Annotated in this window: 11 protein-coding genes; 2 read left to right on the top strand and 9 right to left on the bottom strand. The window is 63.0% G+C overall.

Translation table 11 applies throughout. The features are described 5' to 3' along the window. Positions 1-56: 56 nt before the first annotated feature. The 9 genes from Spa11_RS19235 to Spa11_RS19195 all read right to left on the bottom strand — a co-directional run bounded on the left by Spa11_RS19235 (position 57) and on the right by Spa11_RS19195 (position 9038). The gene (locus tag Spa11_RS19235) at positions 57-713 is read right to left on the bottom strand and encodes a hypothetical protein (protein ID WP_145115526.1); all 657 of its coding nucleotides are present in this window, start codon (positions 711-713) and stop codon (positions 57-59) included. Between the two features lie 112 nt (positions 714-825). After that, positions 826-2112 (bottom strand): DNA polymerase III subunit beta, encoded by a 1287-nt coding sequence (locus tag Spa11_RS19230; RefSeq protein ID WP_145115521.1) that lies wholly within the window; start codon positions 2110-2112, stop codon positions 826-828. Between the two features lie 1126 nt (positions 2113-3238). Beyond that, the gene (locus Spa11_RS19225; RefSeq protein WP_231933042.1) at positions 3239-4231 is read right to left on the bottom strand and encodes a DUF1559 domain-containing protein; all 993 of its coding nucleotides are present in this window, start codon (positions 4229-4231) and stop codon (positions 3239-3241) included. Between the two features lie 60 nt (positions 4232-4291). Continuing rightward, positions 4292-4723 carry a hypothetical protein gene (locus Spa11_RS19220; protein ID WP_145115513.1) on the bottom strand — a complete coding sequence of 144 codons (432 nt, stop codon included), beginning with the start codon at positions 4721-4723 and terminating at the stop codon, positions 4292-4294. 115 nt (positions 4724-4838) lie between these two features. Further along, positions 4839-5027, bottom strand: a complete 189-nt coding sequence (locus Spa11_RS19215; RefSeq protein WP_145115509.1) for a DUF2292 domain-containing protein — start codon at positions 5025-5027, stop codon at positions 4839-4841. Continuing rightward, entirely contained in the window at positions 5024-6145 is a 1122-nt protein-coding gene (locus tag Spa11_RS19210) for a sulfate/molybdate ABC transporter ATP-binding protein (RefSeq protein WP_145115505.1), read from the bottom strand. The genes Spa11_RS19215 and Spa11_RS19210 overlap by 4 nt, the downstream gene beginning before the upstream one ends. A 44-nt stretch (positions 6146-6189) precedes the next feature. After that, complete coding sequence (gene cysW / locus Spa11_RS19205) at positions 6190-7071, bottom strand: sulfate ABC transporter permease subunit CysW (RefSeq protein ID WP_145115501.1); 882 nt, start codon at positions 7069-7071, stop codon at positions 6190-6192. Positions 7072-7087: 16 nt separating this feature from the next. Continuing rightward, positions 7088-7924 carry a sulfate ABC transporter permease subunit CysT gene (gene cysT, locus Spa11_RS19200; RefSeq protein ID WP_145115497.1) on the bottom strand — a complete coding sequence of 279 codons (837 nt, stop codon included), beginning with the start codon at positions 7922-7924 and terminating at the stop codon, positions 7088-7090. A gap of 55 nt (positions 7925-7979) precedes the next feature. Beyond that, the gene (locus Spa11_RS19195) at positions 7980-9038 is read right to left on the bottom strand and encodes a sulfate ABC transporter substrate-binding protein (protein WP_145115492.1); all 1059 of its coding nucleotides are present in this window, start codon (positions 9036-9038) and stop codon (positions 7980-7982) included. A 208-nt stretch (positions 9039-9246) separates the two neighbouring features. Here Spa11_RS19195 and Spa11_RS19190 point away from each other — a divergent pair, with 208 nt between their 5' ends. Together Spa11_RS19190 and Spa11_RS19185 are read left to right on the top strand one after the other, a co-directional pair. Next, positions 9247-10779, top strand: a complete 1533-nt coding sequence (locus tag Spa11_RS19190) for a sigma-54 interaction domain-containing protein (RefSeq protein ID WP_145115488.1) — start codon at positions 9247-9249, stop codon at positions 10777-10779. 801 nt (positions 10780-11580) lie between these two features. Further along, complete coding sequence (locus Spa11_RS19185) at positions 11581-13071, top strand: cation:proton antiporter (RefSeq protein ID WP_145115483.1); 1491 nt, start codon at positions 11581-11583, stop codon at positions 13069-13071. Positions 13072-13329 lie beyond the last annotated feature (258 nt).

The following is a 13329-nucleotide window of genomic DNA, read 5'->3' as shown; positions in this document are numbered from 1 at the left end:
GAGACCGGCGGCGGGTTGCGAAACCCGCTCACGCTGTCGCCGGTGGGGGGGCGTGTCTACTCGCCGAAATAGAAGCAAGAGCAGTAAGCGTCGAGCGTCGACGCGTCGACGTCGAAATACTGGCGCCAGGGGGTGAACCAGTCTTGAACCTCGAGCCGCGGCGAGCTCGGCTCGCCGTGGTGATCGATGTCGCCAAGGATCCGCACCGCGGGCCCGCCCGTAGCGAGCAAGAGCTCAAAACTAGTCGCTTCCCATTCGCCGTCGGTCCGCTCGCCGAAAATGCGCAGGGAGAGCGGATCCTCGAGGATCCGCTCCCGGGCGTCGTCCGCGTCGTCGCAATCGCCGGCGGCCGCCTCGAGCTCGGCGAGCTCTTCCGCTTCGTCGGGATTCTCGACCGCCCAGCGGGCCGCCAGGGCGGCCCGGGCCGTGGGCTTATCGGTCCGCTCGAGCTCGGCTAGCGCCTCGAGCTCGGCGAGCTCGCGGGCCGCGTCGGGATTCGCGGCCCGCCAGGCGTCGGCGCCCGCGTCGTCGTCGTCGCGCTCTTCCTGCAATTCCTCGAGCCGCTCGCCGAGCGATTCGCCGAACGCCTCAAGCTCTTCGCGGAGCTCCGCCAGGCGGTCGTAATCGCATTCTAATGCCGCCACCATATCGGCGATCGACTCGGCCGCGCTGGCGCCGATCGCCTCGAGCTCGGCCGCTTTCTTATCGTCCATCGTGAAACCTCGAGGGGTAAGGGAAACGCGGCCGCCAGGGTGGCGGCGGCGAAGGGGGCGGCGCGGAATTGAACCGCGCCGGGGGGCCGCCTACGGCCCGCCCCCGGGGGCGCTAGTTGCGGTCGCGGGCTAGCGGCATCACGACCGCTAGCGCGTTGTGGGCGCGGAGCACGACGGCGCTGTCGCAGTCGACCGTTTCAACCTCGACCGCTTGGCGCTTGTCGAGAACGGCCAGGAAGTCGAGAACATAGCGCGGGTCGAGCGTAACCTCGACCGTGCCGCAGCTTGGCGTGACAGCCGCCAGGCGTCGCGAGAACGTGCAGCGGCGGGCGTCGCGCGGCCCCTCTTCGACCTCTAGGGCGATCGCTTGGCTACCGAACGTGAAGTCGACGCCCCGATTCTCTTCGGACGTCGCGACCTTGGCGGCCTTGAGCGCCGCGGCGAGCTCGCCGACGGTGGCCGAGACCTTGAACGACTCCAGCCGCGACGGCACGACGTCGCGCCAGCGCGGATAGCGGCCCTCGAGTAGGCGGCTGGAGAACGTGAACGACTCGGCCGAGAACGTCACCGCGTCGCGCGTCTTGGCGAACGTGACGCTATCCGTGCGGCCCTTGAGCGCGGCCGCTAGCGTCTTGAGCGACCGCGCCGGGGGGATCGTATCAACGCCCGAGAACGCGCCCTCGGCCGCGTCAAAGTCGACGACATCGCAGGCGATGCGATGCAATCGGCGCCCGTCGGTGCCGATCGCCAAGAGCGTAGCGACCGGCGCCAAGCCAGCGGCCCGCCGCGTCTCCGCCTCGAGCTCGGTAGGCGGCTCGAGTTGGAAGAGCGAACCGCCGAGCGCGTAGCGGCTCGACTCGGTATCGGTGGCGCCGATCGTCCCGCGGATCAGCTCGAGCAGGCTTGCCGCGTCGACGTTCACGGCGCCGAGCCAATCGGCGCCCGCCGCCACGGGCGCGGGGTAATCATCGACTGTCACGCCGGCGCCGGCGCCGGCGGGCGTGAGCTCGGCGAACGTATTGTCGCCGACAACGTGAACGCGGCCGCGGTAGGCGTCCAGCTTGATGACGACGTCGGCCGAGTCGCGAACGACCGCCAAGAGCTCGCGGGCAGGCGCCAGGAAGGCGCCCGATTGCGAGACGTCGCAACGCGTCACGTGCACCGAGAGCGATTGCTCTAGGTCGGTAGCGTATACCGTCACCCCTTCCGATCCCGAGAACGCCAAGCGGACGTTCTGCAGAACCGGCTTAGGGGAGCGACGCGGGGCGACCTTGCAGGCGAGCGTAAGCGCCTCAAGCAGCGCCTTGCGATCGCACGTGGCCACCGCGGGGGCGTCGTGAGCACGACCGGCGGGCGAGACAGCAACGACAGAGGCAGCGCAGGAAGTAGCGACGGACATTGTAGAGCTCTCCAGATAGGCGGCCGCCAGTGTGGCGGCGGCGGGATAATCGCGGGCCGTTGTGGCCCGCTGACGTGGTCACTCTTTCGACTGTCGGGGCGATCGTCAATAGCTTCGCCCCGCCCCTCGATAGGCCGCAGGCGCGGCCTCTGGTGGCCCTGCCGAGGCCGTAGGCAGGGGCGCCCCCCCTCGGGTCCTCCGCCGGCCCCCTGGGCGGTGGGTGAAACCCGCGATCGAGGGAAGTTCATGTGCGGCGGGCATCACTTTTCGACTAGTAGTAGTATGACTCTGCCCATCAAACCCCTTGTTTTATAGAGTTTGTGACCTCTTAGAGTCATAGTCGCCCTGCCAACGAAGTACGTCCGATTCGTTCCGATGCGGTTTAGTGTCTAAGTGCCTCCGGACCCTGTCTGGGTCCTCGGCCGCATTGTGGCCGCCGACCGCCTACGCGAATGCGGGGCGGTTAGGGACACCGTTTACTTCACCGAAAGTGAGCTCTAGCTACGCGGCAGTCGAGAAGTGCAAGTAGGTCTCTCTGATGACTGCATGGATCAAAGCCTGTTGCCAATCAGATACTGCGCGACCAATCCATTCGGCCTTCTGCCAGCTCCGGGATGGTGAAATATTTGGACCGACGAGGATCTCTGCAATACGCAAGGTTGCCACGACGTTTCGCACTTATGCACATTGGACCTAGTTGGCATTACCACTCAGCGCGTCGGTGCTACACAGTTCTGAGCGGCGAGCCAAGGCGGTGGAAGAAGGTCGTACTCGGGACCATCGGTGTCCCGACTGCGCCGTCAGATCGACCGCGGCCGGGTCCGTCCAAGGTGAATTGGTTGACGGACCAGCTCGGTGAGTTGGCTGAAGCTCGAATTCAGGTCGAGTGATGCAGCCGCCATTTGGAAAAAATTGCTTAAACGAAGAAGTCGGTCGGGCCAATGTGGTGCAGCTGGCATTGCAAAGCAGACGAGAAGTGTCGGCCTAAGTGCTTTCTTAACGGGCCGCTCACGGTGTCGGGCTAGCTTTTAATGAACAAGCGCACAGAAATGACGTAGAGGCCGCGGCGAACTAGTGAGTCGCCGCGGCCTCTACGGGCTTTCTCTCGACTAGGCGTGCTGACAGATCAGTCCTTCGAGATCTCACCACCGGCTCGGGACACCAGGCGGGCGTACTGACGGATGTCGAGGTCTTCGTTCAGCGAACGCACCGAGCCGTCGCCCATAGCGTGGTTAGCGATGCTCGGGTGGAACGCGTACGTTTGACTGGTACCGAACGTGCTCTGCACCGGGTGGGGGTAGCCACTTTCGACGATGTCGAAGCCGTTGGTCGCGTTGATCGCACGCGGGCCGACCTGCGCCGTCCCGTCGGCTGCTACACCGACCACCAGGATGTCCGAGGCCGGCCGGCACCAGCCGCCGCCGTTGACGCGGGCCTGCACGAGGTCTGAAGAAATCTTCTTGCCTTTACGGTAGAGGTAAGGGCGCCCTGCCGACTCGGCGAGCAATACCGTCTTGGACAGCCCATCGGTGACGTTGCGGAACGACGACTTGGGATTGTTGTACTCCATGATGCCGGGCTCGTCGTTCGCGAGGCCGTCGGCGTTGTTGGTCCGGTCCACCAGATCAGCCTCGAGTAGCCGCTTATCGACCCACACCGTCGGGGAGTAGTCGGTGGGGACGCCAACCTCGGGTGTCCAAGGGTTGACCTCCGGTAGACCGTCCAGCCGATTGGGGCTCTCGGGAGTCGAAGGGCAGTTGAGCACCGAGATCACGGTGTTCACGGCGGGTCGGTTGTCGATGTGGCCCCAGTTCTTATCGAGGTCGAAGGTGTTCCGAACATTGCCCTCTTCTAGATAGAACAACAGATGGGTCATCGCGGCGATGCGCGGCGCCGTTGTCAGTCCCACCGGCCGGGCGCTGACCGGGACGGCGTTCTTGGCGTCGTGGTGCAAGTGGACGGCCAACGCGAGCTGCTTCAGGCCGTTGATGCATTGCGCCCGACGGGCCGATTCACGCGCCGCCTGAACGGCGGGCAACAGAAGCGCGACCAAAATCCCTATGATCGCGATCACAACGAGCAACTCCACTAAGGTGAAGCCGCGACGGACTGGTTTCATGACAAATCCCTTCATTCAGTTGTTACAGGGGTAAACGATCGAGAGAGTCTGGAGGTCTCGTCACAGCCGAATGGGGTCCAGCTTGTTGTCGCCCGCCGCGATGCGGACCCGCAGGTTTGACGTTTGCGGCGAGGCGTACTTGCGCGGGATGACATTCGGCCCCGCGACGATCTCGTCGCCGCGACGAATGAGGCGGTTCCATTGAACCGTGACGACATACCCCCCTTCGGGATCGCCATCGCCGCCATTGAAGGTCGATACCTGGAGCTGCCCCTCACGTGTCACAACGCCACGCGGCGCGGGGACATCTTCGGAAGGCGTCACCGGGTGGAACGCGATGAACGCGCCCGGCGTCGGCTTTCCCTGGAACGTGATCGGGGCTTCGACTGGATAGGTGGCGACGGTGAGCGGCGCCGAATCGACACAGCCGACAAACGCCAGCGGGCTCAGCAGCGACAGCGCGATCGAAAGGCGCGAACGGAGAGGCGACATGGCGAGACAGTCCTGGTCATGCTTCGCCTCCGGATGTCCGGTCGGACTTGAGTGGGGAGAGAGCCCTCTGCCGATGCAGTGGGGCTGATAAAAGTGCGGCAACAGTTCGTGCCGCTTACTCGGCGGGTTTCTGCATTCGCAGGCGGCGTTTCTCGGTGCGTTCGATCTGAACGACCACGCCGTCCTGCACCACGACTTGCACAACGCCGAAGTGCAGGCCACGCAGAGCGTCGGCGACCTCTTGCAGCTCGTCGGGCGTAGGGCCGATGTGCCGCGTAGCGTTGATGCGGGTTGACTGGGTCACGATGCGACGGACCTCGCGGGTGTGGTGAGCTTGCCTTCATGTCCGACGGCGGAACCATCGAGGAACACCTTCGCCTGCTTCGGGTAGAGGTGAACCAGTTCGTCCTCTTGGAGCGAGAGTTCGCGTAACTCGTCGAGCGTCATTTCCACGAGCACCGGCACGCCGTCGAGCGTCGTCAGCGACACGCGGCCGAGCGAACCGGCCGTGTTGATCCGGCGAATGGTCGCCGCCAGGCTGGGGTCACCGTTGGGGCGCCGACGGACTTCGAGGTCGTGGGGGCGGAAGTAAACCCGCGCGGGCGCCGCTTCGTCGCTGCGGTAGTTGGGGAACTCGACGCGTAGCGGACCCGCCGTTGCGAACCCAGAGACCGCCCGGCCGTGGAACATGTTCACTTGGCCGAGGAACTCCATGACGAATTGCGTCTGGGCGTTGTGGAACAGTTCGTCCGGCGAACCGTCTTGCTCGATCCTACCATGGTTCATCACGACAACGCGGTCGGCGACTTCGAGGGCCTCTTCCTGGTCGTGCGTAACAAGCACCGTGGTCACGTGCATCTGCTCGTGCAGACGACGCAGCCACTGCCGCAGGTCCTGCCGCACCTTGGCGTCGAGCGCACCGAACGGCTCGTCGAGCAGCAGAACCTTCGGCTCGACGGCAAGCGCCCGGGCGAGCGCCACACGCTGCCGCTGGCCGCCAGAGAGTTGCGACGGGAACCGATTGCCGAACTGCTTCAGCTGCACGAGTTCGAGCAGCCGTTCAACCTTTGCTTGAATGCGATCGGCGGGAAGCCGCTCACTGCGGGGCTTCACCCGCAGGCCGAAGGCGATGTTGTCGAACACCGTCATGTGGCGGAACAGCGCGTAATGCTGGAACACAAACCCCACACGGCGCTCGGCGACCTTGGCTTCAGAGACGTCGCGGTCATGAAACAGGACCGACGTACGCGAGTCATCGTCGGGCGTTTCGAGCCCCGCGATCAATCGCAGCAGCGTCGTCTTGCCCGAGCCCGACGGGCCCAACAGCGCGACCAACTCGCCGCCATTGATGCGGAGGCTGACGTCGTCGAGCGCCTTGAACGCACTGAAGGACTTCGAGACGTGACGGACTTCGATGCTCATGATGAATTCTTCCTCGTGCGGGCGTCGGCTAGACGCGTTGTGTTTTAGTGGGAGTCGCCGCGGGTCTCGCGGCTCAGACGCCATTCGACGACGCTCTGCAGCGCGAGCGTCACCAGCGCGAGGAGGGCTAGCAGCGACGCCACCGCAAACGCGGCGACGAAGTTGTATTCGTTGTAAAGAACCTCGACGTGCAGCGGCATCGTGTTGGTGCGGCCGCGGATGTGGCCCGAAACCACCGACACGGCGCCGAACTCGCCCATCGCCCGGGCGACCGACAGGATCACGCCGTACAGCACGGCCCAGCGGACGTTTGGCAGCGTGACGCGCCAGAAGGTCTGCCATCCGCTGGCGCCGAGCGACAGCGCGGCGAGCTCTTCGTCCTTGCCTTGCTCTTGCATCAGCGGGATCACTTCGCGAGCCACGAACGGGAACGTCACGAAGATCGTCGCCAGCACGATCCCCGGCACGGCAAAGATGACCTCAATGTCATGCTCCGCCAGCCAAGGACCGAACCACCCCTGCGCCCCGAAGAGCAACACGTAGACCAAGCCCGACACAATCGGCGACACCGCAAACGGCAGGTCCACCAGCGTCAGCAGCAAGCTTTTGCCGACGAACTCGAACTTGGCGATCGCCCACGACGCCGCCAGCCCGAACACAAGGTTCAGCGGCACGGCGATCGCCGTCACGAGCAGCGTCAAGCGAATCGCGGAGTGGCAGTCGGGATCGGTGAAGCTAGCGAAGTAAGCGCCGAGTCCTTTGCGTAACGCTTCGGCGACGATCGCCGCGAGCGGAACGAACAAGAACAGGGCGAGGAAGGTTAAGGTCAGACTGATCAGTGTCCAACGCGGCAGGGCTTCTCTCCAATCAATCGAGCGGGATCGGGCGGCTTTCGTGGGCGCCGCGATCGTTCCGACAGAGGTCATGGCGTTCATGTGATCTTTAGACTCCCGCCAGGTGACGACGGCCTGACAAACGCTGCAAGAGGTTGATCCCCAGCAGCAGAGTGAACGACACCGCGAGCATCACTACGGCAATGGCGGCGGCGCCGGCTGCGTCGTATTGCTCAAGCTTGGTAACAATCAGCAGCGAAGTCACTTCGGTCTTCATCGGCATGTTGCCCGAGATGAAGACCACCGAGCCGTACTCACCGATCGCCCGAGCGAACGCGAGCGCGAACCCCGTCAGCAGCGCCGGCAAGATGGCGGGGAGCGTCACGCGAATGAAAGTTTGGATCGGCGTGGCGCCGAGGCTCGCGGCCGCCTCTTCGACTTCCCTTTCGAGGTCCTCGAGGGCGGGTTGGAGCGTCCGCACAACGAAGGGCAAGCCAATGAACACCAGCGCCACGACGATCCCCGTGGAAGTAAAAGCGACTTTGATGCCAAGCGGTTCGAGCCACTGCCCGATCCAGCCGTTCTGCGAGTAAACCGCCGTCAGGGCGATACCCGATACGGCGGTCGGCAGAGCGAAAGGCAAGTCCACCAACGCGTCGATCAGCCGGCGGCCCGGGAAGCGGTAGCGGACCAGCGTCCAGGCCACCGCTAAGCCGAAGGCCGCGTTGATAACCGCAGCGATGAACGCTGTGCCGAACGTGAGCCAGTAAGACGCCATCACTCGCGGGTTGAACGCCGCCGCGATGAAGTCGTTCCAGCCCAGGCCGGCCGCCTTGAGGAACAGGGCGACCAGCGGCAGCAGCACAATCAAACTCAGATACAGAACCGTGTAACCGACCGTGAGTCGGAACCCGGGCAGCGCGGCGATAGCGGATGTGCGTGACATGCGTCGCCCTCCCTAGCGGCGGAAGACCTTGTGGACAGTGCGAGAGAGAGGAAGATCAAGGCTGGTAGATCGCGTCGAACACGCCGCCGTCGACGAAATGCTTCTTCTGCGCTTCTTGCCAGCCTCCGAACTCGTCGTCTACCGAGAACAGTTCGATTTCGGCAAAGCGCTCGAGGTCGGCCTTGTCGGCGTGCTCGGTGCTCTGGGGACGATAAAAGTGCTTGGCGGCGAGCTTCTGGCCTTCAGGGGCGTACAAGCCTTGCAAGTAGGCATTGGCGGCTTCAAGCGCGCCGTGGGCCTCGGCGTTCTTATCCACGACGGCAACCGGAGGCTCGGCGAGGACACTCACCGAGGGGACAACCATCTCGACCTCACCTTCACCTAGCTCACGCAGAGCGAGCAGCGCCTCGTTCTCCCACGTCAGTAGTACGTCGCCGATCTCCCGCTGCACGAACGTCGTCGTAGCGCCGCGGGCGCCCGAGTCGAGCACCGGGACATTCTTGAATAAGGCGCTGATGAACTCCTTCGCCTTGTCTTCGTTCTTATCGTTCTGACGGAGGGCATATCCCCACGCAGCGAGGTAGTTATATCGGGCCCCGCCGGAGGTCTTGGGATTGGGCGTGATCACCTCAATGCCGGTCTTCACCAAGTCGTCCCAGTCCTTGATCTCCTTAGGGTTCCCCTTGCGGACAAGGAACACGATCGTCGATGTGTAGGGGGAGCTGCGGTGCGGGAGCCGCGATTGCCAGTTGATCGGCAAGCGTTGGGTCTGCTGAGCGATCTCGTCGATGTCGTAGCCGATTGCGAGCGTCACGATGTCGGCTCTCAAGCCGTCGATCACCGCTCGGGCTTGCTTGCCGGCGCCGCCGTGCGACTGCTCGATCGTGACTTCTTGGCCCGCTTCTTCTCGCCATTTCTTGGCGAAGAGCTTGTTGTATTCCTGGTAAAGCTCGCGGGTCGGGTCGTAGGAAACGTTGAGCAGCGTCACCTTGCCGGCCTTCGCGGGCTCGCCCGATGGCGTTCGTCCCGAAGCATCCGCTTGCGAGGAAGGACCACACCCGGCAATCGGCGCGAGCAGCAGGGCAAGGGCGGCGTATGGAGCAAGGCGGGTCATCGTGTCGCTTCCGTTGGAAGGAAGAAGGGGTTTCCGGCGCCGGGTATGCAGTTACCGCGCCAATCGATCACTCCCCGCGGAATTGCCGGTGTTTTCAACCCCGCCCCGTGATCCCGTCCCGTCACGCCTTAATCGACTAGCAAATAAGACGGCAATGGCTAGCATTAGCAACGGCAGCTGTGATATATGCTCCCCAGGCCCAGCCGGCATGCGTATTCAAGACTTGGTTCTGCAAGCGTGGCGAGAAACCTCTCGGCATAACGAGATCGGACCGTCGCTGCACGCCGTGGCGTCGACCCTCACCACGGTCGCGCCAGTCAGCCGCCTGGATGTTGTGCGATTGGACCGAGAGCACGGCCATGCCGCCCACGTCGCCACCGGCCCCGCAGGATCGCCGACAGGGCTAATCTCTCAGGCGCCCGATAATCTCAAACGCTTGATCGCGTGGGCAGAGAAGAACGGGGTCGGCTGGGCGGCGGGAGACCCGAACGAAATACCACGGCCTCTGTCGCCGCTTGCTGAGACGCTAGGCATGTCCCCCGGGTGGGCTGGCGGACTACTGCACGGCGACTCAATCGGACTGCTGTTGGCAAGCTCTCTCGACGGCAAGCCCTTTGGTCCGCGGCATGCGAGCCTGCTCAGCGCCGTTCAAGAGCCGATTGCGGTTTCGCTCGCAACCGATCATCGCTGGCACGAATTAGTGGCGCTGCGCGAAGCGGCTGAAGCTGACAAGCGGAGTCTCTTGCGTCGATTGGGTCGCACCGACCTCACGGACCTTGTTGTCGGCGAAGCGACGGGTCTCGCTCAGGTTATGCGTCGAGTGGACCTCGTGAGCGGGTCCGACGCCCCGGTTCTACTATTGGGCGAGACGGGCACCGGCAAGGAGGTCATCGCCCGTACGATCCATCAGCGCAGCGACCGCCACTCGGGTCCCTTTATCCGTGTCAATTGCGGCGCCATCCCTCCCGAACTCGTCGACTCGCAACTCTTCGGCCACGAGAAGGGCGCGTTTACCGGCGCTTCGGAGCAACGCAAGGGCTGGTTCGAACGTGCGGACCAAGGCACTTTGTTCCTCGACGAGATCGGCGAGCTTCCACCTGACGCGCAGGTTCGCTTCCTGCGGGTCCTGCAGGATTCGATCATAGAACGCGTCGGTGGCGGTGACCCGTTGCGTGTGGATGTACGCGTAATCGCTGCGACGCACCGCGACCTCGCCGCGATGGCCCAGTCCGGCGGGTTCCGCGAAGACTTGTGGTATCGAATCGCGGTCTTTCCAATCTTGCTGCCGCCGCTACGCGACCGCGTCGGCGACATCCCCGAGCTCGCCCATCACTTTGCCCAGCGAGCGGCGACGCGTTTCGGCCTAACTCCCGTCGCGCCGACCCAATCCGATCTCGAAGTGCTCGCTGGCTACCGCTGGCCAGGCAACATCCGTGAACTCGGCGCGGTGATCGACCGTGCGGCGATTCTTGGCGAGGGACGCACCCTGGAAATCAGCGCCGCCCTAGGCTTTTCACCACTCACTTCGGAAGCCAACGCCAGCAGCACCGCGTCTCTGCAAAGCGGGAAACCCGCCACGCTGGACGACGCCATGCGCCGCCACATCGAAGTCGCGTTGCGAAGCACCCAGGGAAAGATCGAAGGCCATGACGGCGCGGCGGCGATCCTCGACATCAACCCCCATACGCTCCGTGCCCGGATGCGCAAGCTGGGAATTCGCTGGGCCGAATTCCGCCGATAAGCACTAGGGCATAACCAATCGGTGACAGAGCGGACTGCTTGAGGAGTCTTGTTGAGCAAGCGACACTAATACGTGTACTTCAATACGCAAACCTACCGAGAACGTTTTCGACGCAGGAGCATGCTCAACGGCGTCGATTGGATCAACCGACCTGGATGAGGTCCTGTTCGAAAATTAGTCGGTTGGATCGTCACTAGCGGCTTCGCTAGGCGCCAACGTCGCAACGGTCTAAGTCGGGCAAGACCACGTCAGCGAGTTGGCGGAGCCGGCAATCCGCCCCACGTGATGCAACCTCGTGGACGGAGTGATAAGGGTTCAGGTGCCACCGTTGAGTGCGATCGCTAATAGCCAGTTTGCCAGCTGGGCATTAGCATTCGGCAAGAGGACTGATCAGCCTTTGTTACTGCACTCATCGGTTAGCACCTGGAGCTGTGGCCGCACTCCTAATTATATGGTGGACTCGAGATTCAAGCATTGCACGTATGATTCCAACACCAGCCTTTATCCCCCCAATCGGCACCCACGCTGAGCGCAGCGTCAGACTGTGTCGAGCTCCAATCAAGCCGACGGGTCGTTCGCTCGCTCGATCCAGTTTTGCAAACGCGTATCGGCGACGGCGATAGTAGCTTCGCACCGGGTTCTGATTTCCGCAACCGGCGAACTCCACAACGAAATGCTTCGCAGATCTGGTGGGCTCTTGATCAGCCCGTCACGAAGCGAGCCGGTGTTCGACGTATCCGCAGACGGTTAGAAAGTGTCCCCCATTTTTTTCCGTCGACGTAGTGCCGTATAACGCTGGTCATGAGCTTCTTCGACATCGCCGGCATCCTCGTGGCCCTCGCAGCGGCCTTCGCGTTCATCAACCACAAACTGCTCAAGCTACCGACGACGGTGGGCCTGATGCTACTGGCCATGCTGCACGCGGTTGCGTTGCTGCTGATTGATTGGCTTGTACCGGGGGCGGGCGTGCTTACCTTGGCTGAGACGCTCCTCGGATCGATCGACTTCGACCAAACTCTAATGCAGGGCATGCTCGGCTACCTGCTCTTTGCCGGGGCGTTGCACGTCAACCTCAACGACCTCAAGCAACAAACTGCGGTCATCGTCCTGCTCGCGACCGTCGGCGTCCTAGCCACGACTTTCATCGTCGGCGGGCTCACCTACGTCATCACCGGCTGGCTCGGCATCGAGGTTCGCTTCATCTACTGCCTGATCTTTGGATCGATCGTTGCGCCAACCGACCCGATCGCCGTTCTGGGGATCGTTAAGAGCCTCGGCGCACCCAAGTCGCTGGAGACCAAGATCGCGGGCGAGTCGTTATTCAACGATGGCGTGGGCGTGGTGGTTTTTATTGCGCTCTTGGGCATCGCGGGGTTGAGCGGGCATGGTGAGACGCATGAAAGCCGACAGACGAATGATGGATTTGATGGCGTCGTAGAGCAGATCCAAGAAAATTTCGGTAAACGACCCAACGTCGATGGTAATCCACCAATCGTCTTGCTTGACGAACCAGCTAGTGGGGCACAACTCGAACGCGAGCATCCGCACGATTTACAAGAAGGCAGGGAGACGACAGAGACGCAACCAATCGATGTCGCCAAGCTCTTTGCCCTCGAAGCAGGCGGTGGGATTGCGTTGGGATTTGCGTTGGGACTGCTCGCGTTCTTACTGTTGCGTTCAATTGATCACTACGCGACGGAGATTTTGCTATCGCTGGCGGTAGTGACGAGCGGGTATGCGCTGGCGATGAAGCTTCACCTCTCCGGACCGTTGGCGATGGTGGTCGCAGGGCTGATCCTGGGTAACCATGGCCGAACGCTGGCGATGTCCGAGACGACGCGCGAGCACCTGGACACGTTCTGGGAGTTGGTGGACGAATTGCTGAACGCGGTGTTGTTTGTATTGATCGGGCTGGAGGTCTTGGTGCTGTCTTTCACGGAGCAGTATTTGCTGGCCGGGGCTCTGGCGATCCCCGCTGTGCTGCTGGCGAGATTCCTGTCCGTTGGCACGGTGGTTACCGCCTTGAAGGAGGCGACCGGCCGAGAGTTCACGCCGCACGCGATCAAGGTCTTGACCTGGGGCGGCCTGCGCGGCGGGATCAGTGTTGCGCTAGCTCTGTCGCTCAAGGAAGAGATCCACGCTCAGCAATCGGAGTACGACAACGTCGGCGAACTTGTCCTGACCATGACTTACGTCGTCGTCGCTTTTTCGATCCTCGTCGGCGGACTGACCATGGGGCCGATGCTGAGCCGGCTAGGTCTCGCGGGGCAAAGCAAAGCAGAAGCCGATTAGCCACTGGAAACGCACAGATTGCGATTCAATCGCGGGGACGGAGTCAAGTGGTCGCAGCTGTTCGAACCGTGCGATCGCCGTTAACTCAAGTTCCTAGCAGGGCCTCGAGCGACGGGTTCAAGTTTCAGCGGGTGGATCAGCGTCAGCGGCTTCGCTAGGCGCTAACGTCGCAGCGGTCTAATACCTTCAAGACCACATTAGCGGGTTGGCGAAGCCGGAAATCCGCCGCAGCTGACACAACCTCAGCGGTGAGCGTCA

The sequence above is a fragment of the Botrimarina mediterranea genome (assembly GCF_007753265.1).
Classification (GTDB): Bacteria; Planctomycetota; Planctomycetia; order Pirellulales; family Lacipirellulaceae; genus Botrimarina; species Botrimarina mediterranea.
The sequence above is the reverse complement of the archived record's forward strand: the minus strand, read 5'-3'. Positions and strand labels throughout refer to the sequence as shown.

Bases quoted from the DNA above. Each gene is read 5' to 3' on its own strand.
- Spa11_RS19195 (WP_145115492.1), bottom strand. From the start codon at position 9,038: ATGACCCGCCTTGCTCCATACGCCGCCCTTGCCCTGCTGCTCGCGCCG.
- Spa11_RS19235 (WP_145115526.1), bottom strand. From the start codon at position 713: ATGGACGATAAGAAAGCGGCCGAGCTCGAGGCGATCGGCGCCAGCGCG.
- cysW (WP_145115501.1), bottom strand. From the start codon at position 7,071: ATGACCTCTGTCGGAACGATCGCGGCGCCCACGAAAGCCGCCCGATCC.
- cysT (WP_145115497.1), bottom strand. From the start codon at position 7,924: ATGTCACGCACATCCGCTATCGCCGCGCTGCCCGGGTTCCGACTCACG.
- Spa11_RS19210 (WP_145115505.1), bottom strand. From the start codon at position 6,145: ATGAGCATCGAAGTCCGTCACGTCTCGAAGTCCTTCAGTGCGTTCAAG.
- Spa11_RS19230 (WP_145115521.1), bottom strand. From the start codon at position 2,112: ATGTCCGTCGCTACTTCCTGCGCTGCCTCTGTCGTTGCTGTCTCGCCC.
- Spa11_RS19220 (WP_145115513.1), bottom strand. From the start codon at position 4,723: ATGTCGCCTCTCCGTTCGCGCCTTTCGATCGCGCTGTCGCTGCTGAGC.
- Spa11_RS19225 (WP_231933042.1), bottom strand. From the start codon at position 4,231: ATGAAACCAGTCCGTCGCGGCTTCACCTTAGTGGAGTTGCTCGTTGTG.
- Spa11_RS19185 (WP_145115483.1), top strand. From the start codon at position 11,581: ATGAGCTTCTTCGACATCGCCGGCATCCTCGTGGCCCTCGCAGCGGCC.
- Spa11_RS19190 (WP_145115488.1), top strand. From the start codon at position 9,247: ATGCGTATTCAAGACTTGGTTCTGCAAGCGTGGCGAGAAACCTCTCGG.